General features: G+C 69.0%; 28 protein-coding genes. 13 read left to right on the top strand and 15 right to left on the bottom strand.

Features of this window, described 5'->3' with window-relative positions:
* Positions 1-8: 8 nt before the first annotated feature.
* From ACIGXX_RS32070 to ACIGXX_RS32060, 3 genes are all read right to left on the bottom strand, one after another.
* Positions 9-557 carry an isochorismatase family protein gene (locus ACIGXX_RS32070; protein ID WP_351164327.1) on the bottom strand — a complete coding sequence of 183 codons (549 nt, stop codon included), beginning with the start codon at positions 555-557 and terminating at the stop codon, positions 9-11.
* A gap of 88 nt (positions 558-645) precedes the next feature.
* The gene (locus ACIGXX_RS32065) at positions 646-1089 is read right to left on the bottom strand and encodes a MarR family winged helix-turn-helix transcriptional regulator (protein WP_399980843.1); all 444 of its coding nucleotides are present in this window, start codon (positions 1087-1089) and stop codon (positions 646-648) included.
* 162 nt (positions 1090-1251) lie between these two features.
* Entirely contained in the window at positions 1252-2478 is a 1227-nt protein-coding gene (locus ACIGXX_RS32060) for an acyl-CoA dehydrogenase family protein (RefSeq protein WP_351164325.1), read from the bottom strand.
* A 167-nt stretch (positions 2479-2645) separates the two neighbouring features.
* On the opposite strand from ACIGXX_RS32060, the gene ACIGXX_RS32055 reads away from it, so the two are divergent.
* A complete protein-coding gene (locus ACIGXX_RS32055) occupies positions 2646-3293 on the top strand; it encodes a TetR family transcriptional regulator (RefSeq protein ID WP_351164324.1) in 648 nt (215 codons plus the stop codon).
* 39 nt (positions 3294-3332) lie between these two features.
* Here the strand turns inward: ACIGXX_RS32055 and def are convergent, their stop codons facing one another.
* Entirely contained in the window at positions 3333-3872 is a 540-nt protein-coding gene (gene def / locus ACIGXX_RS32050) for a peptide deformylase (RefSeq protein ID WP_399980838.1), read from the bottom strand.
* Between the two features lie 142 nt (positions 3873-4014).
* Between def and ACIGXX_RS32045 the strand changes: the two genes are divergently transcribed.
* The 5 genes from ACIGXX_RS32045 (at position 4015) to ACIGXX_RS32025 (ending at position 8518) form a co-directional block, all read left to right on the top strand.
* Positions 4015-5253, top strand: coding sequence for a MurT ligase domain-containing protein (locus ACIGXX_RS32045; protein ID WP_249585950.1), 1239 nt, complete (start codon positions 4015-4017; stop codon positions 5251-5253).
* 40 nt (positions 5254-5293) lie between these two features.
* Positions 5294-6022 carry a glutamine amidotransferase gene (locus tag ACIGXX_RS32040; RefSeq protein WP_351164321.1) on the top strand — a complete coding sequence of 243 codons (729 nt, stop codon included), beginning with the start codon at positions 5294-5296 and terminating at the stop codon, positions 6020-6022.
* Positions 6023-6165: 143 nt separating this feature from the next.
* Complete coding sequence (locus tag ACIGXX_RS32035; protein WP_351164320.1) at positions 6166-7191, top strand: 6-phosphofructokinase; 1026 nt, start codon at positions 6166-6168, stop codon at positions 7189-7191.
* A 129-nt stretch (positions 7192-7320) separates the two neighbouring features.
* Positions 7321-8271, top strand: coding sequence for a cytochrome c oxidase assembly protein (locus ACIGXX_RS32030; protein WP_351164319.1), 951 nt, complete (start codon positions 7321-7323; stop codon positions 8269-8271).
* An 85-nt stretch (positions 8272-8356) separates the two neighbouring features.
* Positions 8357-8518 carry a hypothetical protein gene (locus ACIGXX_RS32025; RefSeq protein WP_351164318.1) on the top strand — a complete coding sequence of 54 codons (162 nt, stop codon included), beginning with the start codon at positions 8357-8359 and terminating at the stop codon, positions 8516-8518.
* A gap of 36 nt (positions 8519-8554) precedes the next feature.
* Here the strand turns inward: ACIGXX_RS32025 and ACIGXX_RS32020 are convergent, their stop codons facing one another.
* On the bottom strand, positions 8555-8971 hold the full coding sequence (locus ACIGXX_RS32020; RefSeq protein WP_399980829.1) for an SSI family serine proteinase inhibitor: 417 nt from the start codon (positions 8969-8971) through the stop codon (positions 8555-8557).
* Between the two features lie 269 nt (positions 8972-9240).
* Here ACIGXX_RS32020 and ACIGXX_RS32015 point away from each other — a divergent pair, with 269 nt between their 5' ends.
* Positions 9241-9969 carry a lysophospholipid acyltransferase family protein gene (locus ACIGXX_RS32015; protein ID WP_351164316.1) on the top strand — a complete coding sequence of 243 codons (729 nt, stop codon included), beginning with the start codon at positions 9241-9243 and terminating at the stop codon, positions 9967-9969.
* 78 nt (positions 9970-10047) lie between these two features.
* On the top strand, positions 10048-10542 hold the full coding sequence (locus tag ACIGXX_RS32010; RefSeq protein ID WP_351164315.1) for a YbaK/EbsC family protein: 495 nt from the start codon (positions 10048-10050) through the stop codon (positions 10540-10542).
* Between the two features lie 75 nt (positions 10543-10617).
* Here ACIGXX_RS32010 and ACIGXX_RS32005 read toward each other — a convergent pair whose 3' ends face one another.
* Both ACIGXX_RS32005 and ACIGXX_RS32000 read right to left on the bottom strand, forming a co-directional pair.
* Positions 10618-12219 carry an alpha/beta hydrolase gene (locus ACIGXX_RS32005; protein ID WP_351164313.1) on the bottom strand — a complete coding sequence of 534 codons (1602 nt, stop codon included), beginning with the start codon at positions 12217-12219 and terminating at the stop codon, positions 10618-10620.
* Positions 12220-12846: 627 nt separating this feature from the next.
* On the bottom strand, positions 12847-13071 hold the full coding sequence (locus ACIGXX_RS32000; RefSeq protein WP_399980823.1) for a hypothetical protein: 225 nt from the start codon (positions 13069-13071) through the stop codon (positions 12847-12849).
* A 208-nt stretch (positions 13072-13279) separates the two neighbouring features.
* On the opposite strand from ACIGXX_RS32000, the gene ACIGXX_RS31995 reads away from it, so the two are divergent.
* The 5 genes from ACIGXX_RS31995 to ACIGXX_RS31975 all read left to right on the top strand — a co-directional run bounded on the left by ACIGXX_RS31995 (position 13280) and on the right by ACIGXX_RS31975 (position 17012).
* Positions 13280-13534, top strand: coding sequence for a hypothetical protein (locus ACIGXX_RS31995; RefSeq protein WP_399980820.1), 255 nt, complete (start codon positions 13280-13282; stop codon positions 13532-13534).
* Complete coding sequence (locus tag ACIGXX_RS31990; RefSeq protein WP_399980817.1) at positions 13506-14021, top strand: DUF6879 family protein; 516 nt, start codon at positions 13506-13508, stop codon at positions 14019-14021. The genes ACIGXX_RS31995 and ACIGXX_RS31990 overlap by 29 nt, the downstream gene beginning before the upstream one ends.
* Positions 14022-14047: 26 nt before the next feature.
* A complete protein-coding gene (locus ACIGXX_RS31985; RefSeq protein ID WP_399980814.1) occupies positions 14048-14899 on the top strand; it encodes a helix-turn-helix domain-containing protein in 852 nt (283 codons plus the stop codon).
* Between the two features lie 567 nt (positions 14900-15466).
* Positions 15467-16669, top strand: coding sequence for an IS110 family transposase (locus tag ACIGXX_RS31980; RefSeq protein ID WP_399980811.1), 1203 nt, complete (start codon positions 15467-15469; stop codon positions 16667-16669).
* Positions 16670-16733: 64 nt separating this feature from the next.
* Positions 16734-17012 carry a hypothetical protein gene (locus ACIGXX_RS31975; RefSeq protein ID WP_399980808.1) on the top strand — a complete coding sequence of 93 codons (279 nt, stop codon included), beginning with the start codon at positions 16734-16736 and terminating at the stop codon, positions 17010-17012.
* A 53-nt stretch (positions 17013-17065) separates the two neighbouring features.
* Here ACIGXX_RS31975 and ACIGXX_RS31970 read toward each other — a convergent pair whose 3' ends face one another.
* The 8 genes from ACIGXX_RS31970 to ACIGXX_RS31935 all read right to left on the bottom strand — a co-directional run bounded on the left by ACIGXX_RS31970 (position 17066) and on the right by ACIGXX_RS31935 (position 24362).
* Complete coding sequence (locus ACIGXX_RS31970; RefSeq protein WP_399980805.1) at positions 17066-18421, bottom strand: hypothetical protein; 1356 nt, start codon at positions 18419-18421, stop codon at positions 17066-17068.
* Positions 18422-18950: 529 nt separating this feature from the next.
* Positions 18951-19724, bottom strand: a complete 774-nt coding sequence (locus ACIGXX_RS31965) for an urease accessory protein UreD (RefSeq protein ID WP_366463871.1) — start codon at positions 19722-19724, stop codon at positions 18951-18953.
* Positions 19721-20404 carry an urease accessory protein UreG gene (gene ureG, locus ACIGXX_RS31960; RefSeq protein WP_351164311.1) on the bottom strand — a complete coding sequence of 228 codons (684 nt, stop codon included), beginning with the start codon at positions 20402-20404 and terminating at the stop codon, positions 19721-19723. Before ureG ends, ACIGXX_RS31965 begins: the two co-directional genes overlap by 4 nt.
* 91 nt (positions 20405-20495) lie before the next feature.
* Positions 20496-21170: an urease accessory protein UreF gene (locus ACIGXX_RS31955; RefSeq protein WP_399980800.1), complete on the bottom strand. Its 675-nt coding sequence runs from the start codon at positions 21168-21170 to the stop codon at positions 20496-20498.
* A gap of 11 nt (positions 21171-21181) precedes the next feature.
* Positions 21182-22903, bottom strand: a complete 1722-nt coding sequence (locus ACIGXX_RS31950) for an urease subunit alpha (protein WP_399980797.1) — start codon at positions 22901-22903, stop codon at positions 21182-21184.
* The gene (locus tag ACIGXX_RS31945; RefSeq protein ID WP_351164307.1) at positions 22896-23225 is read right to left on the bottom strand and encodes an urease subunit beta; all 330 of its coding nucleotides are present in this window, start codon (positions 23223-23225) and stop codon (positions 22896-22898) included. The genes ACIGXX_RS31950 and ACIGXX_RS31945 overlap by 8 nt, the downstream gene beginning before the upstream one ends.
* Positions 23226-23239: 14 nt before the next feature.
* Positions 23240-23542, bottom strand: a complete 303-nt coding sequence (locus tag ACIGXX_RS31940) for an urease subunit gamma (protein WP_135330105.1) — start codon at positions 23540-23542, stop codon at positions 23240-23242.
* 199 nt (positions 23543-23741) lie between these two features.
* Positions 23742-24362: a TetR/AcrR family transcriptional regulator gene (locus ACIGXX_RS31935; protein WP_361466866.1), complete on the bottom strand. Its 621-nt coding sequence runs from the start codon at positions 24360-24362 to the stop codon at positions 23742-23744.
* Positions 24363-24455 lie beyond the last annotated feature (93 nt).

Genomic DNA, 24455 nt, shown 5'->3' with positions numbered 1-24455 from the left:
CGGTGTGCCTACAGCAGCTTCGCGATGGCCTCCGCCGTGTCGGTCTCGCCGAGCCTCGGGAAGATCTTCTCGATGCTGTTGCGGTGGGCGTCGGCGTCCATGTCGGTCACCGCGTCGACGGCGACCGTGACGTGGTAGCCGTGCTCGTGCGCCGCGCGGGCCGTCGACTCCACGCCGATGCTCGTCGCGATGCCGGCGACGACGACCTGCGTGACGCCGCGGCGGCGCAGCTGGAGGTCGAGATCAGTGCCGTAGAAAGCGCCCCACTGCTGCTTGGTGACGACGATGTCGCCTTCCTGGCGGCCGAGTTCGGGGACCAGGTCCGCCCAGTCGGCGGGCACGTCGCCGCCCCGTGCGGGCCCCTCGGTGCGGCCGGGGGCGCCGCCGGTGACCCGGACCAGGACGACGGGCAGACCGTGCTCGCGGAAGGCATCGGCGAGGCGGGCGGACCGTTCGACGATCTCCGCCGAGGGGTGGGCCGTGGGCAGGGCGGTGATGCCCTTCTGGAGGTCGACGAGGACGAGGGCCGTGGTGGGGTCGAGGGTGGTGGCGGTCATGGTGTGGATCTCTTTCCTACTGGGGGTGGAGCTGGGGAGGCAGACGGTCAGGGGCGGGCGCGCGACGCGCCCCGAAGGCCGGACGTCCTCACTTCTGCACCAGACGCTCCAACAGCACGATGGCATCGGTCAGTTGGCGGCGTTCGGCCGGGTCGAGTCCGTCGGCGAGGACCGTCGAGAGCCAGTCGTGCTTGGCGGCCCGCATCTCGGTGAGGGTGCGCTGCCCCTGGTCGGTCACGGAGACGACGGACTGCCGCCCGTCGTCGGGATCGGGAGCCCGCTCGACGAGCCCCATCTCCTCGAGCGCGCCCACGGTCAGCCGCATGGACTGGGGCCGGACGAGCTCCTCGCGGGCCAGGGCCGCGGTGGTGGTGGGGCCCGTGTGGTCGAGGCGGGCGAGCACGGAGCGCTGCGAGGGGCTCAGCCCGGTCGCCGGTGTCACACCGCGCAGGCGTCGCACGAGGAGCCGGACGACGTTCGACAGATCGGCCGCGATCTGCTCGGGAGTGGGGTCGTCAGAGGGTGCGCTCATGTGCGTCACCGTACGAGGTGGACAGGTAACCTTGCAAGTTTACCTGCCCGTCTCCCCACCTGCCCAACCCGCCCAACCTGCCCACGGAAAACCGCCCCTGCCGCGGAAGCGACAGGGGCGGACTTTTCACGTATTTCACGCACCGCGCGTGCGGCACCCGTACTAGCGGATCGGCATCCCCGACAACGTACGCGCGATCACCAGACGCTGGATCTCGCTCGTGCCCTCGAAGATCGTGTAGATCGCGGCGTCACGGTGCATGCGCTCCACCGGGTACTCACGCGTGAAGCCGTTGCCGCCGAGGATCTGCACCGCCTGCGCGGTGACCTTCTTGGCGACCTCGCTCGCGTACAGCTTGGACATGGAGCCCTCGGCCGACTCGAACTTCTTGCCCGTGCTCGCCATCCACGAGGCGCGCCAGACGAGCAGACGCGCTGCGTCGATCTGCGTACGCATGTCGGCGAGCTGGAAGGCGATGCCCTGGTTGTCGATGATCGGGCGACCGAACTGCGTACGCGTCTTGGCGTACTCCAGGGCCTCCTCGTACGCGGCACGAGCCGTGCCCACGGCCATCGCGCCGACCGCCGGGCGGGACGCCTCGAAGGTGGCCATCGCGGCGTTCTTCACGCGCTCGCCGCCGGTCTTGACGCGCTCGCGGGCGCGGGCGAGGCGCTCGTCCAGCTTCTCCTTGCCGCCGAGCAGGCAGTGGCCGGGGACGCGCACGTCCTCCAGGACGACCTCGGCGGTGTGCGAGGCGCGGATGCCGTGCTTCTTGAACTTCTGACCCTGCGAGAGGCCGGGGGTGTTCGGCGGCACGATGAAGGAGGCGTGGCCCTTGGAGCCGAGCTCGGCGTCGACGACCGCGACGACGACGTGCACGTTGGCTATGCCGCCGTTGGTCGCCCAGGTCTTGGTGCCATTGAGCACCCACTCGTCCTTGGCCTCGTCGTAGACGGCGCGGGTGCGCATGGCCGCCACGTCGGAGCCCGCGTCGGGCTCGGAGGAGCAGAAGGCGGCGACCTTCACGTCGTTCACGTCGCCGTACATCTGCGGGATCCAGGTGCCGATCTGCTCCTCGGTGCCGTTGGCGAGGACGCCCACGGCGGCCAGGCCGGTGCCCATGATGGACAGGCCGATGCCCGCGTCACCCCAGAAGATCTCCTCGGTCGCCATCACGATGCCCAGGCCCGTGGGGTCGAAGAACTGCTGGGCATAGAAGTCCAGGGAGTAGATCCCCAGCTTGGAGGCCTCCTGGATGATCGGCCACGGGGTCTCCTCACGCTCGTCCCACTCGGCGGCCGCCGGACGGATCACATCGGCGGCGAACCCGTGGAGCCAGTCCCGGACCTCCTTCTGCTCGTCGTTGAGCTCCATGGTGAACTCGGCCATGACCCCTCCAGGACCTGCGGTGAAGACGTGCGTTACTTGCGGTAACTGGAGTCTGTTACCGGCCGGTAGCCGATGTCAACTCCCGGCCGCCCGTTCGATGGCCGTCCCGCGCGGGGTGTTACGTTGCGCGTGCGGGGCGCAATCGCACGGGCGGGGAGAGAAACGCTATGGAGACCACCACACAGCAGACCGATCAGCAGCGGTCTGCCGAGCGCCGGCGGCGCGAGTTGCTGGAGGCCGCCGACCGGGTGGTGCTGCGTGACGGGCCCGGCGCCTCGATGAACGCGATCGCCGCCGAGGCCGGCATCACCAAGCCGATCCTGTACCGGCACTTCGGCGACAAGGGCGGACTGTACGCCGCGCTCGCCAAACGGCACACCGACGCGCTGCTCGAATCGCTGCGCGCCGCCCTGGACGCCCCGGCCGAGCGCAGGGAGCGGGTCGAGCAGACGCTCGACACCTACCTCGCGGCGATCGAGGCCCGCCCACAGGTCTACCGCTTCCTGATGCACCCCTCGGACGCCCTCACCCCCGGCGAGCAGGGCTTCGACGTGGGCCTGCACTCCGCCCCGGTGCTTCGCCGGATGGGCGAGGAACTCGCTCAGGTCATCGAGGAGCGCGTCGACCTCGGTCCGGGCAGCGCGCAGCTCGCCCGCGTGTGGGGGCACGGCATCGTCGGCATGATGCACGCGGCCGGCGACTGGTGGCTCGGCGAACGGCCCTGCTCGCGCGCGGAGTTGGTCAGCAGCCTGGCCGATCTGCTGTGGGGGCGGCTCGCCGCGGCGGGCAACCGCATCGGCGGCCCCGGCTTCTGAGGACCGGCCGGCCGCCGAAGGCCGGCCGTTCGCCGAAGGTCAGCTGTTCCAGGACGCCTTGGCGGCGGCCCGCAGCACCCTGCGCCGCCGCCAGCCCGTGACGTGATCGGTGTAGACGCCGCCCTCCAGGTGGTCGCACTCGTGCTGCAGGCACCGCGCGAACCAGCCGGTGCCGTGCACCCGCAGCGGCTCCCCCCGCAGGTCGACGCCCTCCACCACCGCGTGGTCGAAGCGCGGCGTGGCGGCCTCGAGACCCGGCAGCGAGAGACAGCCCTCCGGACCGCGCACGACGACGCCGTCCACGTCCACGAGGCGCGGATTGACCACGTACCCGAGATGGCGCACATCGTCGTCGTCCGGGCAGTCGTACACGAAGACCCGCTGATTCACGCCGATCTGGTTGGCGGCCAGACCCACTCCCTGGGCGGCGTACATCGTGGCGTACATGTCCTCGACGAGCCGCGCCAGTTCGGCGTCGAAGGCGGTGACCTCCGCACAGGGCTTGTGCAGCACGGGGGCACCGAGCAGGGTCAGGGGTCGTACGCGCCCTGAGGCGCCCGGGATCGAGCCGCTTCGCATGGCCGCAAGGGTACGGTCCTTGGAGAGCCCCGGGGTCGGGGTGGTGCCGCGGTTCGGGCTAGTCAGTGGATCTCGATAGGCTGAGGTTCATCGCGTTGCCGGGGGCAGACGCGGCGCCGTACGCAAGGAGGATCCAGAACTGATGGCAGGCAACACGGACCCGCTGTCGCCGCGGGCCAAGCTGGCCGTGACGGCGGGCAAGGCGGCCGCGGCGGTATCGCGCGCGGCGGGCCGCGGCAGCGGATCGGTGATCGGCGGCCGCGTCTCACTCAAGCTCGACCCCGACCTGCTCGGGCGTCTTGCCACGCACCTGGACGTGGTGCTCGTCTCCGCCACGAACGGCAAGACGACCACGACCCGGCTGCTCGCCGAGGCGCTGCGCGCCAGCGGGCCCGTGGTGTCGAACGCACTGGGCGCGAACATGCCGGCGGGAATCACCTCGGCCCTCGCGGGCGGCTCGGACGCCAGATTCGGCGTGATCGAGGTCGACGAGAAGTACCTCGCCGGTGTCGCTCGTGACGTGGAGCCGAAGGCGATCGCGCTCCTGAACCTCTCGCGCGACCAGCTGGACCGCGCCGCCGAGACGCGCATGATGGCGGAGGCCTGGCGCGAGGGCCTGGCGGGCTCCAAGGCGGTCGTGATCGCGAACGCGGACGACCCGCTGGTCGTCTGGGCCGCGTCCTCGTCGCCGAACGTCGTGTGGGTGGCCGCGGGCCAGGAGTGGAAGGACGACGCCTGGTCGTGCCCCTCCTGCGGCGGTGTGATGCAGCGTCCCGGGGACGACTGGTTCTGCGGCGAGTGCGGCTTCCGCCGCCCCGCGCCCAGCTGGGTGCTCTCCGGCGACCACGTCCTGGACCCGCACGGCTCGGCCTGGCCGATCCACCTCCAGCTGCCGGGCCGGGCGAACAAGGCGAACGCGACCACCTCGGCCGCCGTCGCCGCCGTCTTCGGCGTGCCGCCGCAGGTCGCCCTGGAGCGGATGTACCAGGTGCAGGCCGTCGCGGGACGCTATGACGTCGTGCAGTTCCAGGGCCGCGACCTGCGTCTGCTGCTCGCGAAGAACCCGGCGGGCTGGCTCGAGACCTTCTCGCTGATCGACCCGCCGCCCACCCCGGTGGTGCTCTCCGTGAACGCGCGCGGCGCCGACGGCACCGACACCTCCTGGCTGTGGGACGTCGACTACACCCGCCTGGCCGGTCACCCGATCTTCGTACTGGGCGACCGCAAGCTGGACCTCGCGGTGCGTCTTGAGGTCGCGGGCCTGGACTTCCGGGTCTGCGAGTCCCTCGACGAGGCCGTGCAGCTGGCGCCGCCCGGACGGATCGAGACGATCGCGAACTACACCGCGTTCCAGGACCTGCGCCGCCGCGTCGGCAACTGACCCCACCGGACCCTCTAGACCCTCGTAGGGACGAATGAGCATGAGCGACAACAGCCTGCGGCTGGTGTGGGTCTACCCCGACCTGCTCAGCACTTACGGAGACCAGGGCAACGCCCTGGTCGTGGAGCGCCGCGCCCACCAGCGCGGCCTCCAGGTCGAGCGCTACGACGTGCGCAGCGACCAGCCGGTGCCCACCTCCGGCGACATCTACCTGATCGGTGGCGGTGAGGACCGCCCGCAGCGCCTGGCGGCCGAGCGGCTGCGCCGCGACGGCGGCCTGCAGCGGGCGGTGGGCAACGGCGCCATCGTCTTCTCGGTGTGCGCCGGCTACCAGATCCTGGGCAACGAGTTCATCAACGACCTCGGCCAGCGCGAGCCGGGCCTCGGCCTGCTCGACGTGGTCTCCACCCGCGGCGAGGGCGACCGGTGCGTCGGCGACGTCCTGGGCGACATCGACCCGCAGCTGGGCCTGCCCCCGCTGACCGGCTTCGAGAACCACCAGGGCATCACGCACATCGGCCCCTCCGCCCGCCCGTTCGCCCGCGTCTCACTGGGCCGCGGCAACGGCACGGGCGACGGCACCGAGGGCGCGTACAACGGCACGGTGTTCGGCACGTACATGCACGGCCCCGTCCTCGCCCGCAACCCGCTGATCGCGGACCTGCTCCTGAAGCTGGCCCTCGACGTGAACGCGCTGCCGCCGACGGACGACCGCTGGTACGACGCGCTGCGCGCCGAGCGCATGAACGCCGCGCAGCAGCCCGCCTGATGCCCACGCCGCACAGGTGAGCGGCACCGTCCAGCAGTCGGACGCCCGGTGCGGCCCCGCCCCCTCCCGCCTATAGGGTGGCGGGGTTCCAGCCGGACGACGTGGTCCGGACTTCGGCCCACGTTGCAAAGGTTTCCCGGGCTATGCGCATTGGTGTCCTCACCTCCGGCGGCGACTGCCCCGGTCTGAACGCCGTCATCCGTTCGGTCGTGCACCGCGCCGTCGTCGACCACGGCGACGAGGTCATCGGCTTCCACGACGGCTGGCGTGGCCTGCTCGAATGCGACTACCGCAAGCTCGACCTGGACGCGGTGGGCGGCATCCTGGCACGTGGCGGAACGATTCTCGGCTCGTCCCGGGTCCAGCCCGCGCATCTGCGCGACGGCGTCGAGCGGGCCAAGGGCCACCTCGCCGACCTGGGCCTGGACGCGGTCATCCCGATCGGCGGCGAAGGCACCCTGAAGGCCGCCCGGCTCCTGTCGGACGCCGGTCTGCCGATCGTCGGGGTGCCCAAGACCATCGACAACGACATCGCGGTCACCGACGTGACGTTCGGCTTCGACACCGCCGTCGGCGTGGCGACCGAGGCCCTCGACCGCCTCAAGACGACCGCCGAGTCGCACCAGCGGGTACTGATCGTCGAGGTCATGGGCCGGCACACCGGCTGGATCGCGCTGCACTCGGGCATGGCCGCGGGCGCGCACGCGATCGTCGTGCCGGAACGTCCCTTCGACATCGAGGAACTGGCGCGGAAGGTCGGCGAACGATTCTCCGCGGGCAAGAAGTTCGCGATCGTCGTGGCCGCCGAGGGCGCCAAGCCCCGCGAGGGCTCGATGGCCTTCGACGAGGGCGTCAAGGACATGTACGGCCACGAGCGGTTCGCCGGCATCGCCCGCCAGCTCTCCATCGAGCTGGAGCAGCGCCTGGGCAAGGAGGCGCGCCCGGTGATCCTCGGGCACGTCCAGCGCGGCGGCACCCCCACCGCGTACGACCGTGTGCTCGCCACCCGCTTCGGCTGGCACGCCGTGGAGGCCGTGCACCGCGGCGAGTTCGGCAAGATGACCGCCCTGCGCGGCACGGACATCACGATGGTCCCGCTCGCCGAGGCCGTCGAGACGCTCAAGACGGTGCCCGACGAGCGCTACGCCGAGGCGGAGTGCGTGCTGTAGAGCCGCGCTCTTCCAGAGGCTCTTTTAGAAGGCCCTTTTCGAACGGCCCCCGGACGCGTCGGCGTCCGGGGGCCGTTCTAGTCTGGTGCGGACACACAGCGCACAACCGCACGAATCAGGAGCCAGTGGATGGATCACAGCGGGCACGGCATGAACATGGATCTGCCGCCGTTCACGCTGGGGCGCGGGCTCGAACTCTCGGCCGACCCCTTCTTCCTCATCGGCTGCCTGGTGGCTCTGGCCCTCTACGGCTGGGGCGTGGTCCGGCTCGTACGACGCGGTGACAAGTGGCCGGTCGGCCGCACCCTCTCCTTCGTGGCGGGCGTGCTGACCATCCTGCTGGTGATGTGCACCAAGCTGAACGACTACGGCATGGTCATGTTCAGCGTGCACATGGTGCAGCACATGGTCATCAGCATGCTGTCGCCGATCCTGATCCTGATGGGCGCCCCGATCACGCTGGCGCTGCGCGGCCTGCCGGTGGCGGCCCGCGGCCACAAGGGCCCGCGCGAGTGGCTGCTGTGGATCCTGCACAGCCGCTACATGAAGATCATCACGCACCCCGCGTTCACCATCCCGCTGTTCATCGCGAGCCTGTACGCGCTGTACTTCACGCCGATCTTCGACACCTTGATGGGGTCCAAGGTGGGCCACATCGGGATGATGGTGCACTTCCTCGCCGTCGGCCTGGTCTTCTTCTGGCCGATCATGGGCGTCGACCCGGGTCCGCACCGGCCCGGCTACATCATGCGGATGCTGGAGCTGTTCGCCGGCATGCCCTTCCACGCGTTCTTCGGCATCGCGCTGATGATGGCGTCCGAGCCGATGGTCGGCACGTACAAGAACCCGCCCGCGTCCCTGGGCATCGACGCGCTCGCCGATCAGACCGCCGCGGGCGGCATCGCGTGGGCGTTCAGCGAGGTGCCCTCCGTCCTGGTGCTGCTTGCGCTGCTCTTCCAGTGGTACCGCTCCGAACAGCGCCAGGCACGGCGCACGGACCGGGCCGCGGACCGTGACGGCGACAAGGAGCTGGAGGAGTACAACGCCTATCTCGCCTCACTGGCCGCGCGCGGGCGCTAGCGGCAAAGGGTCTTCGCGGGTCAGGATGGTCTCAGGCCGCGGTTTCGGCGTCGAGGCGCCGGGGCTGCCGGGAGGAGGCAGGGCGATGCCTGATTCGACGAAGACGATGGGTGTGTTCACCCTCGGAGGCTTGGTCGCGGTGACCGCGTACACGGTCGCGCTGGGGAGCAACGGCTGGCTGTGGTTCGGCTGGGTCGTCATCGGGATGCTCACAGTGGCGATGGTGCTCTCGCGCAGCACCCCCTGAGGGGCGCCGCACGGCGTCCGGCACGGTCGAACACCGTCAGAAGCGGAAGACGGCGCCCGTCGAGTTCCCCATCTCGCAGGCGTTGCCGAACGTCTTGTGCCAGCTGACCGGCTTGCCGCGGTGCAGCCCCGTCGCGCTCACCTCGACCGGGGCGTACTGCTTGGTGCAGATTCCCGGCTTCGCCGGCAGCGCGTCGAAGTCGCCGCGCGCCGTGTCGATCGCCGCGCAGGCCTCGGCCGCGTGCGGATGGTGTGCGGGCCGCTGGGTCACGCAGTCGAGCAGCACCCCGCGGACCCAGGCGTTGTCGTCCCCGGTGACGGTGAGGAAGACGCCGCTCGACCGGCCGGGGGCCGTTCCCTCGGCCGCGTGGGCGGGCGCGGCCGCGGCCAGGCAGAGCAGCGCGGCGGCGGTGGCCAGGGCGGGGCGCGTACGGGGTGTGGGACAAGACCTCATGGGGACCTCCTGGGACGGGGACGAGCTGCGTCGGAGTCAGGCCAGGCCACCTCCGCACCCGCCGCCCGCCAAGGCGACACGCCGGGCGCTCACCCGTACGAGTCCGGCGCACGGCCCGGATGGGCGTCTGTCGGCCAAAGGGACCGGGTCGCCCGGCTTCGCTCCCTTCTCCCGTCGGGACGGCGCACCTAAACTGACCGCTGCGTGAGGACCCGTGACCTGCGACGACGCAGCACCCAGGCCGGTCCACCTACGTCAAGGAGCAACGGGTGTTCTACTACCTGCTCAAGTACGTCGTCCTGGGGCCGCTGCTGCGGCTCATGTTCCGGCCGCGCATCGAGGGGCTCGAGCACATACCGGAGAACGGCGCGGCGATCGTGGCGGGGAACCATCTCTCGTTCTCGGACCACTTCCTGATGCCCGCCATCATCAAGCGGAGGATCACCTTCCTGGCGAAGGCCGAGTACTTCACCGGGCCCGGCATCAGGGGCCGCCTCACGGCCGCGTTCTTCCACAGCGCCGGGCAGATCCCGGTGGACCGCTCCGGCAAGGAGGCGGGCCAGGCGGCGATCCGCGAGGGCCTGGGCGTGCTGCGCAAGGGGGAGCTGCTCGGCATCTACCCAGAGGGCACCCGGTCGCACGACGGGCGCCTGTACAAGGGCAAGGTCGGCGTCGCCGCGATGGCGCTCAAGGCCCAGGTGCCGGTGATCCCGTGCGCGATGATCGGCACGTTCGAGGCGCAGCCGCCGGGCCAGAAGATGCCGAACTTCCAGAAGGTGTCCATCCGCTTCGGCGCACCGCTGGACTTCTCGCGCTACGCGGGCATGGAGAACGAGAAGGCGGTGCTGCGCGCGGTCACGGACGAGATCATGTACGCCATTCTCGGCCTCTCCGGACAGGAGTACGTCGACAAGTACGCCGCGGTCGCCAAAGCGGAGGAGGCCGAGCGGGCCGCCGCGGCCGGCAGGCGCAGATTCCCCCGGATGCCGCTGAGTTGACGCCCTGACGTACGGTCCTGCCAACGAGCGGCACCGCGCGGACAAGACGCCTTGCCGGCACCAGGGGAGAAGAAGCGGATGAGCGAGCACAGCCTGTACACCAAGCTGATCGGGCTGCTGGACGAGCGGGGCGCGGCGTACCGCGTCATCGCGCACGAAGAAGAGGGCGCCACGGAGGCGGTGAGCGCGCTGCGGGGCAACACCCTCCAGCAGGCCGCCAAGTGCATCGTGGTGATGGTGAAGATCGGCAAGAAGACGAAGCGGTACGTGCTCGCGGTGGTGCCCGGCGACCGCCGCGTCGACCTGAACGCCGTCAAGCAGCTCCTGGGCGGTACGTACGCGGGCTTCGCCACGCAGGAGGCGGCCGAGCGGCTCGCGGGCAGTGTGAGCGGCACCATCCTGCCGTTCTCCTTCGATCCCGAGCTGGAACTGGTCGTGGACCCGGCGCTGCTCGCCCACGACGAGCTGTTCTTCAACGCGGCGCGTCTTGACCGTTCGCTGGCGCTGCGGACCGCGGACTACGAGGCGATCGCCGAGCCGCGTACGGCCGCGATCGCGCAGGAAGCGGCATAGCGAGGGAGACGGCACGGCGAAGGGGCGACCGGGAGGTCCCGGTCGCCCCTTGCCGACATGCCTAGCGGCAGGTTGTCACGGCTTGGGCGTGGCGTGCGGTGCGCACGTCACGTCCTTGCCGTCCACCTTGCCGGTCAGCAGGTAGGTGTCGACACGGTCGTTCAGGCACGGGTTGACCAGGTTCGTGATGCCGTGCGAGCCGGCGTCCTTCTCCGTGATCAGACGCGAGCCCTTGAACCGCTTGTGCAGCTCGACGGCACCCTCGTACGGGGTGGCCGCGTCGCGGGTCGACTGCGCGATGAGGACGGGCGGCAGGCCCTTGCCGGTCTTGACCTCGACCGGCTCGTGCTGCTTGCTCTTCCAGGTCGCGCAGGGCAGGTTCATCCAGGCGTTGGACCACGTCATGAACGGGTTGTCGCGGTGGATGCGGGTGTTGTCGCGGTCCCACTTCTTCCAGCTGGTGGGCCACTTGGCGTCCGCGCACTCGACGGCCGTGTAGACGGCGTTGCCGTTCTCCGACGCGATGTTGCCCGCGGTGTCCGACAGGTCGGGGCTGGCTGCCTCGATCAGCGGCTTGGCGTCACCGGCGACGTACTTGCTGAAGTTCGTCGCGATCCCCACCCAGGCGGAGTCGTAGTACGGAGCGCTCTGGAAGTAGGCGATGAGCTCGGCGGGGCCGACCACTCCGCCCAGGGGCTCCTTCTTCGCGGCGGCGCGCAGCTTGTCCCAGTTCGCGCTGACCTTCTCGGCGGTGTTGCCGAGGTGGAAGGTGGCGTCGTACTTGGCGACCCACGTCATCCAGTCCTTGAGACGGATCTCGAAGGCGACGTCCTGGTCGAGGTTGGCCTCGTACCAGATCTTCTTCTTCGAGGGGTTGACCACCGAGTCGACGACCATGCGGCGCACGTGCGTCGGGAACAGCGTTCCGTAGACCGCGCCGAGGTAGGTGCCGTAGGAGACGCCGAGGAAGTTCAGCTTCTTCTCGCCGAGCGCGGCCCGGATGACGTCCAGGTCACGTGCGGTGTTCGGCGTCGTCATGTGCGGCAGCATCTCGCCGCTGCGCTCGGCGCAGCCGTCCGCGTACTCGGCGGCGAGCTTGCGCTGGGCGCGCTTGTCCGCCTCGGAGTCCGGCACCGGGTCGAGCTTGGGGGCCTTGACGAACTCCTGCGGGTCGACGCAGGAGATGGGCGCCGAGCGGCCGACACCGCGCGGGTCGAAGCCCACGAAGTCGTAGGCCTTGGCCGTCTTCTCCCAGAGCTTGGCCTTGGTGGCCACGCGGTTGGGGAAGCGGAGCCCGGAACCGCCGGGGCCGCCGGGGTTGTAGACGAGCGCGCCCTGGCGCTCCTTCTTCGTCCCGGTGTTGCCGATGTGGTCCACGGCGAGTTTGATCTTCTTGCCGTTGGGCTTGGCGTAATCGACCGGGACGGTCACCCAGCCGCACGTGACGGCCTTCTCCAGACCCCAGTCGGCCGGGCACGCCTGCCAGTCGATGCCGGCCTTGGCGGCGCGCTGCGCGGCGAGCGCGACCCCGCGCGCCTCCGAGCTGGTGCGCTGGCGGGCGTCAGCGCCGGCGCTGCTCCGAGCGTCCGCATTGGCGACGGGCGCCATGATCGCGCCCGCTATGAGCGAGCCCGTGATCAGCGTGCCGGCTGCGCCGAATGCTGTGGTGCGTCTCAACTGGTTCCTCCCCCTGTCGATCTACCTGTCGATTTTCGAACAGTAGGAGGATCCTGTCGGTCGGAGGGTTCAGTGCGACAGACGGGGCGGGTGTTTCTTTACCAATCCGATAACCGGGCTACTGGAACCGGTGAGCGGTTCGTCCAGGTAAGAGGCCTGATCCTCCGACGAATCGGGCCTCGCCCCCTGCGTACGTGACGAACTGAGTGCCTACGTCTCCGTTGGGGGCGGCGCCGGAAAATGTCATCCCTGCCGGTTACCCCGGCCTGGACCACCGGACGGACCTGCTTCCGACACACGATCACGGTCGCGACCTGACTGGAGTGACCCACCAACCGCGAAATCTCTTCCAGCGGCGCTCCGTTGGTCGGTACCGCGTACCGACAGCTGAGGCGAACACGAGCTTGATGTCATGCGCACCGTTGGGCGGTCACGAAGCGACGCCCTTGCACGCAGGCGCGCATGCCCACAATTCGACGTCTTCGGGTTGGCTGTGCATGAATTGGGTGGTCACTTTGCCAATTGACCGGTCCGCGTACAACCGGGCGCCGCACAGGGCGCATGCCCAGCCCTTCAGCTGGTCACCGTTCAACGTGCGCCAGTCGACGGGCGCGAGCGACGGGGTACTCACCGGGGCCGCCTGCTTTCCGCATTGACCATGGCTACCTTCGCCTGAAGTTCCTCGTGCGGGTTGGCCTTCCGCACGCTGCCGTGCTCGGTCTCCCACTCCTTGCCGCCACCCGGCGGACGCAGGTAGACGCGCGATGGGCCCCGCTCCATCACCACCCCTACGCGCCCGGTAGCGATGTCAACGGCCACAGCCCCGACGTCCGGTACAGCCTTGCTGTCCATTTGCACTCCCGGCGTTGCTGACGGCGCCTGGCGCACCGCCGATGGGGGTTGCCTCGGGACTGACGCTAGAGAGACTCCAAGATCGAGATCCATGAGCTTGCAGCAGCTTGCACACCAATTATTGGCGGAGTTCAGGGCCTTGACGTCTACTCCGAACAGCAAGACGGTGATGCAAGTCAGAGCAAGTATCCGGGTGCGGGAGGCTGGCATGGCCGTACAGTTCATCGGCATCGACCCCGAGACCGATCGCGATCACTGCCCCACCGTGTGGGTGGACCCCGAGGCCGACGAACTCCTGCTGCAGGGCTGGAAGCCCGAGACCCCGACGCAAGCCGCGTGCGAGGCCACCAGCCCGGCGAACGGATCGGTCCCCCAGAGCGAGGCGATCATCCGCATCCCGGCCCGCATGGTGCCGTTGATCAGAGAGGCCTGCGATGCCCTTGAGCGTCCCGAGCTTCGGTGAGCTGCTGGCCAACTGCCGTCGATCCGGCGTGCACTTGGAGATGCGCGACAGCTACGCGACGAACGAGCGGTTCGAAGCGTGGCAACGGGGCGCCCGGATCAACTGGGACGATCGCGCGTCCTGGTGGCACTCCTACGATCAGTTGATCGCGGATGCAGTTGCGCGGGGCGTGGTGATCCGGCGCGCCCGCATCGTGTCGGAGCCGGTGACCGAGTACATCAAGTGGGAGCACTACGTCACCCGCGCGAATACGACGGCCGGCGAGCAAGTCCGCTGGCTGCCACGGCGAATGACCTCAGGCCTCGCCCTGCCCGGCAACGACTTCTGGGCCTTCGACGGCACACTCCTGCGCATCCATCACTTCTCGGGTGATGGGGCCGTCGTCGAAGACGAGATCACGGACGATCCCGCCACGGTGAAGCTGTGCGTCTCAGCGTTCGAGGCCGTATGGGAGCGTGCCACCCCACACGACGACTACCACGTCTGATCACGGGAGGACCGGACAGCCAGCCCATGCCCACACATCCCTCAGCCCGCGTACAACAAGCGCGCGAGGCGCTCGCCGCGCGCCTGCGCGAGTTGCGCCTGGATGCCGGGATCACCGCGCGTGAGCTGGCCCTCCGGTGCCAGTGGAGCGAGTCCAAGTCGTCGCGAATCGAGCACGCCAAGACCCCTCCGTCGGACGCCGACATCGGCGCCTGGTGCCGCGCGTGCGAGGCCGAGGGCCAGACCGCCGACCTGATCGCGGCCAACCGCCATGTCGACGCCATGTATGTGGAGTGGCGGCGCCTGCAGCGCAGCGGGCTCCGCCAGCTGCAGGAATCAGGCGCGGCCCTGTACCAACGCACCCAACTCTTCCGGGTCTACTGCTCCAACGTGATGCCCGGATTCCTGCAAGGCCCCGGCTACGCCACAGCACTGCTGTCATCCATCGCAGCGTTCCGGGGCACCCCCGACGACGTCAGCGAGGCCGTCGCGGCACGTATGGAGCGCTCCCGCGTCGTGCACGAGGGCAATCACCGATTCGCCGTGCTCGTAGAGGAAGCCGTCCTGCGCTACCGGATCGGCGCCACCGACACGATGGCCGCCCAACTCGGCTCACTACTCTCCGCCATAGCCCTGCCGTCGGTCTCCCTCGGCGTAATCCCCTTCAACGCACCCCGCTCAATGTGGCCCCTGGAGACCTTCACGATCTTCGATGACAACCGGGTCCACACGGACTCACTCAGCGCAGCCGTCACTCTCACACAACCCACTGAAGTGGCCCTGTACACCCGGGCATTCGAAGAGCTGGCACGGCTGGCCGTCCACGGAGCAGAAGCAAGAGCGCTGATCACAACGGCGCTCGGAGCACTGGACGGCTGACATCCGACACCACATCCACTGGAAGTGGGCCGCCCGGACTGTCCCTCCAAGACTGTTCGGACAAACTTTCCCTACATCATCAAGGCCCGCCCGCGACGCGGGCGAGCGCCGCCCATCGCGCTTCCCGCCTCATGCCTTCGGCCTGGCGGTACGCGCAGGCGGCGCGCCATATGCGCGCGGCGGGCCAGAGGGGATACCCGCTGTGGCTGGGGCGGTCGGCTCCACGGCTTTAGGCAGCCACTTTGGGGCGAGCCTCTAAGATCATGGCCCCAACGTCGTGCTTTAACGGCCAGGTCCACAGACTGCCCGACTCGCCGGAAGCTTAAGGGGCCATGATCACTCGCCCCAAAGCAGCTCCCGCCCAAAGCCGCTCCGTAAGTTGTTTGGCGGTCCGGAGTGGGGTGTGGCTCTAAAGTCGCTTGCCCCCGGTGGCTCCGGTGGAGTGGCCGCCCCGCTCTTCGGGACGCCTGGCCGCTGATTGAGATCTGCGCAAGATCGCTGTTTACGGAGCTGACGGCGGGTGTTCCTCGGGCCGAACGGCATGCTGCCTGAACCGAGGAGACGCACATGGCCGAGCAGCTGACCCGCCTCTGGGTCGGGATCGACGCCGGTAAAGCCCATCACTGGCTTGCCGCGGTCGACGAAACCGGGGCAACGATGTGGAGCAAGAAGGTCGCCAACGACGAGAGCGTGATTCTGACCGCTCTTGGTGAGCTCCTCGCCCTCTCCGACGAGGTGCACTGGGCCGTTGACATCGCCGGTACGGCGTCCGCGCTGTTACTGGCCTTACTCGCCGCCCACGGACAACAGGCCGTCTACGTTCCCGGCCGGACGGTCAACCGGATGTCCGGGTCCTACCGCGGTGAAGCCAAGACCGACGCCCGGGACACCTACGTGATCGCAGACACGGCCCGGCTGCGGCGGGACTTCGCGTTCATTGACGTCCCCGCCCAGCTGGCAGCTGATCTGGCTCTGTTGACAGCTCACCGCACCGACCTGATCTCCGACCGGGTCCGCATGCTCAACCGGCTCCGCGACGTGCTCACCGGGATCTTCCCCGCGCTGGAACGGGCCTTCGACTACGCAGATCACAAAGGTGCGCTCATCCTGCTCACCCGGCACCAGGCCCCGGCAGCCATACGGCGCCGCGGCCAAGCCCGCCTCACTGCCTGGCTCAAGGGACGCAACGTCCGCAACCCCGACGCGATCGCCGCCACCGCCCTGCAGGCCGCCAGGGCTCAGCACGCCACGCTGCCCGGCCAAGACGTCGCGGCCAGCATCGTCGCGGACATCGCCACACAGATCCTCGCCTTGGACGACCGGCTCAAGCACATCGATCAGCAGATCCGGCAGACCTTCCACAGCCACCCCCGAGCCCACATCATCGAGTCCCTGCCGGGCATGGGTCCCATCCTGGGAGCCGAGTTCCTCGTCGCAGCCGGAGACCTGAGCACCTACGCCGACGCAGGCCACCTCGCCTCCGCCGCCGGCCTCGTGCCCGTTCCACGCGACTCCGGACGCCGCACCGGCAACCTCCACCGCCCCAAGCGCTACAGCCGACGCCTCCGCCGCGTCTTCTACCTGTCCGCCCAGACCAGCATCATCCGCGAAGGCCCCAACCGCGACTACTACTTGAAGAAGCGAACCGAAGGCTGCAAGCACGTCCAGGCCGTCATCGCCCTCGCCCGCCGACGTGTCGATGTCCTATGGGCGCTCTTGCGTGACGGCAGACTCTTCACCCTCCATCCGCCCGTCGCCCAGGCCGCTTAGAAGGAGCCAGCGCACTCCCCCTACCTGGCGATAGCCTGCGGGCCAAACCAGGAAGGTGGGCCCAGTGGCCTTCGACGCAGAACGATCAGCGCGCATCGCCGCCATGCAGGAAACCGCCCGGCCCCTCTGGGATGCCACCGGCGACACGGACACACTCCAGCAGTTCCTCAAGGACAACGGATGTCACGGCGTGGAAGCCGTATTCGTGACCATGGGACTGCTGAACTGCGATCTCGCCGAAGCTCAACGAGCCTTCTTCAACGCCCCATGCCGCGACGCCGCACGCCGCTTCCACAACCACGCCATGGACCTACTCGAAGAGGCCGCCGACCAGGACGCCTGACAACACCGCCGGCCAGCGGAGCCTCTTGACTCAGCCATTAAGACTCCACCAACCTAATCATCAGGCGTGCTAGCAGCGATTCCATCCAGCAAGTACCTGGGTGAGATAGAAGCGAAGGGCATTACTTCACGCAACGCTCGGTGCGCATCGCCTCGATGCACAGAGGATGCCAGTTCATCAAGTTGCCCTCGAAGGTCGGCAATACCTTCAATGAACCTGATCGGCATTGCATCATCGGGATCTCGGGGCAAATTACGCTTCCCGGCCAGCTGTGCTTTCTGAAAGTGTTCCTTGGCGTCACCTCCTACCTTCTCTGTCGTCACGATGACAGGATACTTCGGCCGGACCAGCCCGATTTTAGCCCCGAAGGAATACGCTTCGCGAAGACTGAACTCCTTGTCTTTGAGCTCGAACAATATTACTTCACCGTTAATGTCGGCGATGCAATCCATCTCGTCGCCGCCGGATGAGTATTCGATCATGATTCGGTCATCTGAGACTCCCAGGTCACGCAACTCCTCAACGAGGATGACCGACATCCACGTGCTCTTGTCTAGCAGCTCTCGCCCTAGGTCAGTAATGGCTACTGCCTCTTCAGGTCGCTCCTCCGCCAGCCTTCGACCGCATCCACAACGAACGCCGCGCTGAGACATTTCCTGGATTATCGCCACATCAGCCACCCTAGCCACTTGCTGATGGCTTTTTGCGCACACAATGACATACTCCGAGCTGATCAACCCGTGTTCCTGAAGGTTACTCAACACAGCCTCAACGTTATCAACCCGCTCCCTTTTTAGCTGCTTCTCGACGTCAGATAGAATCAAGCCGCCCAGGGATGACTTAATCGCCGTTGCGAGAACGCGAGCCCCCTTGTCGCAGAGAAGTCTCGCAGCGGTTACCTTTTCCGGAGTAAGGTTGATGCTCTCCCGTCGGCCCTCCTGTTTTAGTTCCCCGAACTTTTTGGCTGAGAACTCATGCTTTCTCAGCTCGGTTCCTAGCGTGTCAGCGCACGCCCTCTGGAAGTCCGATACGTCAAGCTCCCCTCGCGTATTCGTGATTACGTAAAGGAAGAGGTGACCCGGACCCGACTTCATTTCAGGGGGCTGCTCGACTTCGTCGCTGAAGAGGGTCCATGTCCTCGACGGATCCCGGCGGTTGCGGAGCGCCAAGATATATGTAACACCGCCTTCGGCGAGGATCTCTGCCCGGATCAAGTTACTTGCTTGACCGAACCGGTCCGGGAACCTTGCCCCTTCGTCCGGCGCACCCAACGCAAAGGCGGTGGCCATCGCCTGACGGGACGAGGAGAGCACTCGGATGTACTGTTCTGGCACCGCTCGAACGACATCCCAAAACTTGGCAGCCTGCTGAGCATCAACAGCTGCCCGCCACATGGAAAGTCTCAACATGCAACGCATTTTCACCTATTGACCTGCTTAGGTCCACCGCTTTCTGGCTTCTCAACCTCACCGTGCGTACATGCAGATCAACGCGGCAGATGCCCTCTCCGTACCGCCAGCTGACCTGGAGTGCGTGAGCCAGTCGATAGAGGACTTGTTCGGGCTCGACGTCTGCATCCTGGGCCGTCCGACGCCCCCGAGGCCACTCGACGACGACCGACAGTGACAGTGGCGCTACAGCCGCCAGTCGCGAACCCCCAGGTCCGCAGGGCCCCGGCTCTGCATGTTCCCCCAGGGCTGGACCTCAGGCAAAATGGGGTATTTCTTACCGCTCCGACCATCGACGACGAGCGACAATCAGGAGGCGGGGATGAGTGTCTAGCTGCGTGACAACACCGACGGACGCCCCCAGGCATCCGCGAACAGCGGCGACCCATTTGAGCAGGTCAGCAAACCAGTTGGCCTCGCTCAGGCCTTCCCCGGACTTGCCAATCCGATAGACGGTGCAGGGAACTCCGCTCAGCGGATATGCCCCTGTTCACGTGAGTGTGCGCAGCGCCTCGTCGAGGACGCGGCGGACCCGTAGCGCGTCGGGGGCGAGTGCCGTGACGAGCACGGCCGGACCGGCGAGGGGCGTGAGTGCGGTCGCTTCGGCGAGGAGGGTGGGCTCGGGCCTGTGGTGCTCGAATTCCGGGCGTACGATCACGAGTTGGCCGATCGCCCGGTGGCCCGCCAGGACCGCCGGGCCGTCCCAGCCGCCGGGTGCTCCGGGGCCGCACGACAGTTCCTGGTCGAGGAGCAGGCGGCCCGCCCTGCGCACGGTCAGGCGGCTGGTGAGGCGCCCCGGCTCTTCGCCGGTCCGGCCGAGCACCTGCTCCTCCCGCAGCACGAGGCTCGCGCTCGCGGCGAGCTCGGCCCGCGTGGTGACCCGCAGGTCGCTGTCGCGTACGGAGATCAACTGCTCCGGCAGCCAGCACAGTTCCGCGCCGTCACCGACCGTGAGCCGCACGTCGTACCGCGCCGCCTCCTTCGACTGCCCCGGCAGGGCGAGCGTGGCGGCGGCCGAGCCGATGTGCAGCCGGGCCCCTTCCTCGGCGGCGGCCTCGACAGTGAGGTGGTCGCCCCCGAGGGGGCCGCTCATCGCCCCGACGAGGGTGACCTGGGCGCCCACGCCGGCCGACCGGGTGCGGCGCGGGGCGAGCGGCCCCTCTCCGTCGAGCACGGGCAGGACGGTGCCGCCCCGCCCGTTGCCCCGGGCGGTGATGCGGGCGATGCCGCGTACCCCGGATGCCGCGACGGCGTGCACGGTCATGCGGACGCGGTCCAGGCGGCGTACTGGGCACGCACCCAGGCCGCGACGGGCCCGATGCCCTCGTCCGACCGCAACGACTGGAAGATCACCGGCAGTTCGGCGCGCTGGGCCTTGGCGTCCGCGGCCATCCGGGCGAGGTCGGAGCCGACGTGCGGGGCGAGGTCGGTCTTGTTGACGACGAGCAGGTCGGCGGTGGTGACGCCGGGGCCGCCCTTGCGCGGGATGTCGTCGCCGCCCGCGACGTCGATGACGAAGATCTGCGCGTCGACGAGCCCCTTGGAGAAGGTGGCGGTGAGGTTGTCCCCGCCGGACTCCACGAGGATCAGGTCCAGCGGCCCGACCTCGTCCTCCAGGTCCTCCACGGCCTCCAGGTTGGCGGAGATGTCGTCGCGGATCGCGGTGTGCGGGCAGGCGCCGGTCTCCACTGCGGTGATCCGCTCGGGCGGCAGCACGGCCTCGCGCAGCAGGAACTCCGCGTCCTCGCGGGTGTAGATGTCGTTCGTGACGACGGCGAGGGAGCGCTCGTCGCGCAGCTCCTTGCAGAGCGCGGCGACGGTGGCGGTCTTGCCGGATCCGACGGGTCCGCCGAGCCCGATCCGCAGGGCGCGGCGGCGCCCGTCGGGGCGGTGCGCGTCGGCGCTCACGGCGGTGGACTCGTCGTGGGAGTGATCGAGATGCATGTGCGACTCCTCTGTGGTTCAGCAGTTCATTGCGCCTTGCGCGACGGGCTGGTGGGGTGCCTCGTGCGCCGGAGGGAGGCCTGGCCAGGAGCTAGGAAGCGAACAGCCGCGCGGGCCAGGCCGCATGCGCCTCCGCCCCGACCTCCAGGAGCGGCGCGGATGCCGCGGGCAACGCGTCGACTCCGTCCGCCAGGGCCTCCCGGCCCGCCTCCGCCGCCGCCCGGGCGACGAGGTCGAGCTCGGGTGCCAGCCGGGCCAGGACGCCCGTGGCGTCGAAGGGGTCCAGGCTCAGCAACCGCACGGTCGCCGTCGCGGGCCCGCTCACACACTCGTACGCGGAGCAGTACGCGGCGTCCTGGGCCCCCAGCCCCGCCGACCGGGCGGCGAGGCCGAGCACGACGGGCTGGTGCGCTCCCTTGGGCTTCGCGGCGGCCAGCCGGTCCAGCGAGGGATCGGGCCACGCGGCGCGCGCGGCCCGCATCATCTGCCGCCCCAGCCGCCGCCCGGCGACCCGCAGCGCGGCCGAGGGCGTCCGCGCGTCGGCGGCCTCGTCCAGCTCCAGTGGATCGATCCCCAGCGCGGCGGCCGCCGCCAGCGCGGCGGAGACCAGCCCCGTCGTGTGCAGCCGTCCCCGGCAGAATTCCTCCAGGGTGGCCGCGCCGGTGACGCGCCCCGCCTTGACGGCCTCTTCGGCCCCGCCGGAGTGCGCGTGCCCTCCGGCGGGGAACCGGCCGTCGGCCAGGACGAGCAGTGCGGCTCTGGACATATCAGCGCCCGTCAGAACAGGAAGTACCGCTGCGCGAGCGGCAGTTCGGCTGCGGGCGACGGCTCGACGAGCTCCCCGTCGATGGTGACGGCGAAGCTGTCGGGAGCGACCTCCACCCTCGGCAGGGCGTCGTTCTCGCGCATGTCCGCCTTCGTGCGTCCGCGCGTCGAGCGGATCGCCCTGAACTCCTTGGCCAGGCCGAGGCGTTCGGGCAGGCCGTCGTCCAGCGCCGACTGGGTCACGAAGTTGAAGGAGTTCAGCCCGGGCGCCCTGCCGTGCGCGCCGAACATGGGGCGCGGGAGCACCGGCTGCGGCGTGGGAATGGACGCGTTGGCGTCGCCCATCTGCGCGTAGGCGATCTGCCCGCCCTTGATGACCAGCTGCGGCTTGACGCCGAAGAACGCCGGGGCCCACAGCACCAGGTCGGCGAGCTTGCCGCTCTCGACCGAGCCGATCTCGTGGTCGACGCCCTGCGCGACCGCCGCGTTGATCGTGTACTTGGCGACGTAGCGACGTGCACGACGGTTGTCCGCCCGGGTGTCCCCCGGCAGGAAGCCGCGCCGCCGCTTCATCACGTGCGCGGTCTGCCAGGTGCGCATGACGACCTCGCCGATGCGGCCCATGGCCTGCGAGTCCGAGGACATGATCGAGATGGCGCCGAGGTCGTGCAGGATGTCCTCGGCCCCGATGGTGGTGGGCCGGATCCGCGACTCGGCGAAGGCGAGGTCCTCGGGGACCGCCGGGTTGAGGTGGTGACAGACCATCAGCATGTCGAGGTGTTCCTCGATGGTGTTGACGGTGTGCGGCCGGGTCGGGTTGGTGGAGCTGGGCAGCATGTTCGGCAGGGAGACCGCCGTGATCATGTCCGGGGCGTGCCCGCCGCCCGCGCCCTCGACGTGGAAGGCGTGCAGGGTGCGGCCCGCGACGGCCTTGAACGTGTCGCCGACGAAGCCCGCTTCGTTGAGGGTGTCGGTGTGGACGGCGAGCTGGGCCCCGGTGTCCTCACAGACGTTCAGGCACGCGTCGATGGTGGCCGGGGTCGCGCCCCAGTCCTCGTGGATCTTGAAGCTGACGGCTCCGGTGCGCAGTTGGGCGTGCATGGACTCGCTGGAGACCGTGTTGCCCTTGCCGAGGAAGCCGATGTTGACGGGGCTGGACTCCATCGCCGCGAACATCCGGGCCAGGTGCCACGCGCCGGGGGTGATCGTGGTGGCCTTGCTGCCCTCGGCCGGTCCGGTGCCGCCGCCGATGAGGGTGGTGACGCCGGAGGCGAGCGCCTCGTCGACGATGGTCGGCGAGATGAAGTGGATGTGGGTGTCGATGGCGCCGGCGGTGAGGATCTTCCCGTTGCCCGCGATGACTTCGGTCTCCGGGCCGATGACGAGATCGGGGTGTACGCCGTCCATCGTGTCCGGGTTGCCGGACTTGCCGATGCCGGTGATGCGGCCGTCGCGTATGCCGACGTCGGCCTTGACGACGCCCCAGTGATCGATGATGACGGCGCCGGTGATGACGGTGTCGGGGGCCCCTTCGGCGCGCGTCGCGCGCGACTGGCCCATCGACTCGCGGATGACCTTGCCGCCGCCGAACACCGACTCGTCGCCGGAGAGTCCGGGGCCGCCGGAGCGGTCCTCCTCGATCTCGACGAGCAGGTCGGTGTCGGCGAGGCGGATCCGGTCGCCCGTGGTGGGGCCGAACAGGTCGGCGTACGCGGCGCGGGACAGCTCAGGCATCGAGGGGACCTCCGGTCTCGCCGCGCAGTCCGGGCACGATGCGCAGGCCGGCCAGGGGGACGAGTTCGACGTCGACGGGGATTCCGGGCTCGAAGCGCACGGCGGTGCCCGCGGCGATGTTGAGCCGCTTGCCGTGCGCGGCGGCGCGGTCGAAGTCGAGGCCGGGGTTGGCCTCGGCGAAGTGGTAGTGGGAGCCGACCTGGACGGGGCGGTCGGCGGCGTTGAGGACGGTGAGGGCGGTGACCTCGCGGCCCACGTTGTAGGCGACGGGCTCGTCGGCGAAGAGGATCTCGCCGGGTACGAGGGGCTGGGCGGGACTCATGCGGCCGGCCCCCGTCAGACGATCGGGTCGTGGACGGTGACGAGCTTGGTGCCGTCCGGGAAGGTGGCCTCGACCTGGACGTCGTGGATCATCTCCGGGATGCCGCCCATGACGTCGTCCCGGGTGAGCACCTTGCGTCCCGAGGACATGAGTTCGGCGACGGTGCGGCCGTCGCGCGCGCCTTCGAGGATGTGGGACGTGATGAGGGCGATCGCCTCGGGGTGGTTGAGCAGCAGCCCCCGCGCCCTTCGCTTCTCGGCCACGTCCGCGGCCACATGGATGAGCAGTCTCTCCTGCTCGTGCGGGGTCAGTTGCACGCGTCCCACCTCACAGTCCTCGCTCCGGACCGTGCGGGGTCCGGCTGCCGCGGCCACCGCGACGGATATAGATGTAACACACAGGCAGTGCGCTCGATCTTGCGCACCCCGGTTACGAAATCCCCTGGTGGCGTGGCATCGCAGGCTAGTTGGGAGGAGTTTCAACGAGGTTAACCAGCGCTTGACCGCTCCATGACCGTCAGCTGGGCTGCCCCATACTCATCAGGCCGCGCAAGCCGTCCTCCAGCGCGTCGAGCGGAACATCGTCGAAGAGCGCCAGTTGCGCGGCGAAGCCCTGGGCGGTGGCGACCATGACCCGCGCGACGTGGTCGGCCGGGATGTCGTCGCGCATCATGCCCGCGGCCTGATACCCCTCGACGATCTTCACCCAGGCCACCCGCACCCTGGTGTACCCCTGGTTCATCAGGGCGGCGAGTTCCTTGTTGCGCAGGGTCTCCGCCCAGACCTGGACGATCAGCCGCGGGAAGTACGAGGCCTCCCCCTCCTCGACCCCCGTCCTCCGGCTGAGCACCTGGCTCAGCGCACGGCCGACGAGCACGTCCGGCGGGGGCGGCGGGGTCTCCTTGGCCGCGGCCTCGAAGGTCGCCTGGATCCACTCCAGGACCTCGCCGACGATCGCCCCGATCAGCTCTTCCTTGCCCCCGAAGTAGCGGTAGACCGCTCCGGCCGAGAGGCCGACCTCCTTGAGCACGTCCTGCATCGAGGTGGCGTGGAAGCCATTGCGGGCGAAGCAGAGGGCGGCGCCGTCGATGATCTGGCGGCGGCGTGCGTCGAGGTGCTCCTGGGATACGCGGGCCATACCGCCAAAACTAAAACGAACATTCATTCTTGACAAGCGGCGCGCCCGGAAGCACAGTGTGGGCATCTCGTAAAACGAACGATCCTTCTCTTT

It is taken from the genome of Streptomyces sp. NPDC055243, assembly GCF_044544025.1.
Taxonomy (GTDB): domain Bacteria; phylum Actinomycetota; class Actinomycetes; order Streptomycetales; family Streptomycetaceae; genus Streptomyces.
The sequence above is the reverse complement of the archived record's forward strand: the minus strand, read 5'-3'. Positions and strand labels throughout refer to the sequence as shown.

Bases quoted from the DNA above. Each gene is read 5' to 3' on its own strand.
- ACIGXX_RS32070 (WP_351164327.1), bottom strand. From the start codon at position 557: ATGACCGCCACCACCCTCGACCCCACCACGGCCCTCGTCCTCGTCGAC.
- ACIGXX_RS32065 (WP_399980843.1), bottom strand. From the start codon at position 1,089: ATGAGCGCACCCTCTGACGACCCCACTCCCGAGCAGATCGCGGCCGAT.
- ACIGXX_RS32060 (WP_351164325.1), bottom strand. From the start codon at position 2,478: ATGGCCGAGTTCACCATGGAGCTCAACGACGAGCAGAAGGAGGTCCGG.
- ACIGXX_RS32055 (WP_351164324.1), top strand. From the start codon at position 2,646: ATGGAGACCACCACACAGCAGACCGATCAGCAGCGGTCTGCCGAGCGC.
- def (WP_399980838.1), bottom strand. From the start codon at position 3,872: ATGCGAAGCGGCTCGATCCCGGGCGCCTCAGGGCGCGTACGACCCCTG.
- ACIGXX_RS32045 (WP_249585950.1), top strand. From the start codon at position 4,015: ATGGCAGGCAACACGGACCCGCTGTCGCCGCGGGCCAAGCTGGCCGTG.
- ACIGXX_RS32040 (WP_351164321.1), top strand. From the start codon at position 5,294: ATGAGCGACAACAGCCTGCGGCTGGTGTGGGTCTACCCCGACCTGCTC.
- ACIGXX_RS32035 (WP_351164320.1), top strand. From the start codon at position 6,166: ATGCGCATTGGTGTCCTCACCTCCGGCGGCGACTGCCCCGGTCTGAAC.
- ACIGXX_RS32030 (WP_351164319.1), top strand. From the start codon at position 7,321: ATGGATCACAGCGGGCACGGCATGAACATGGATCTGCCGCCGTTCACG.
- ACIGXX_RS32025 (WP_351164318.1), top strand. From the start codon at position 8,357: ATGCCTGATTCGACGAAGACGATGGGTGTGTTCACCCTCGGAGGCTTG.
- ACIGXX_RS32020 (WP_399980829.1), bottom strand. From the start codon at position 8,971: ATGAGGTCTTGTCCCACACCCCGTACGCGCCCCGCCCTGGCCACCGCC.
- ACIGXX_RS32010 (WP_351164315.1), top strand. From the start codon at position 10,048: ATGAGCGAGCACAGCCTGTACACCAAGCTGATCGGGCTGCTGGACGAG.
- ACIGXX_RS32000 (WP_399980823.1), bottom strand. From the start codon at position 13,071: ATGGACAGCAAGGCTGTACCGGACGTCGGGGCTGTGGCCGTTGACATC.
- ACIGXX_RS31995 (WP_399980820.1), top strand. From the start codon at position 13,280: ATGGCCGTACAGTTCATCGGCATCGACCCCGAGACCGATCGCGATCAC.
- ACIGXX_RS31990 (WP_399980817.1), top strand. From the start codon at position 13,506: ATGCCCTTGAGCGTCCCGAGCTTCGGTGAGCTGCTGGCCAACTGCCGT.
- ACIGXX_RS31985 (WP_399980814.1), top strand. From the start codon at position 14,048: ATGCCCACACATCCCTCAGCCCGCGTACAACAAGCGCGCGAGGCGCTC.
- ACIGXX_RS31980 (WP_399980811.1), top strand. From the start codon at position 15,467: ATGGCCGAGCAGCTGACCCGCCTCTGGGTCGGGATCGACGCCGGTAAA.
- ACIGXX_RS31970 (WP_399980805.1), bottom strand. From the start codon at position 18,421: ATGTTGAGACTTTCCATGTGGCGGGCAGCTGTTGATGCTCAGCAGGCT.
- ACIGXX_RS31965 (WP_366463871.1), bottom strand. From the start codon at position 19,724: ATGACCGTGCACGCCGTCGCGGCATCCGGGGTACGCGGCATCGCCCGC.
- ureG (WP_351164311.1), bottom strand. From the start codon at position 20,404: ATGCATCTCGATCACTCCCACGACGAGTCCACCGCCGTGAGCGCCGAC.
- ACIGXX_RS31955 (WP_399980800.1), bottom strand. From the start codon at position 21,170: ATGTCCAGAGCCGCACTGCTCGTCCTGGCCGACGGCCGGTTCCCCGCC.
- ACIGXX_RS31950 (WP_399980797.1), bottom strand. From the start codon at position 22,903: ATGCCTGAGCTGTCCCGCGCCGCGTACGCCGACCTGTTCGGCCCCACC.
- ACIGXX_RS31945 (WP_351164307.1), bottom strand. From the start codon at position 23,225: ATGAGTCCCGCCCAGCCCCTCGTACCCGGCGAGATCCTCTTCGCCGAC.
- ACIGXX_RS31935 (WP_361466866.1), bottom strand. From the start codon at position 24,362: ATGGCCCGCGTATCCCAGGAGCACCTCGACGCACGCCGCCGCCAGATC.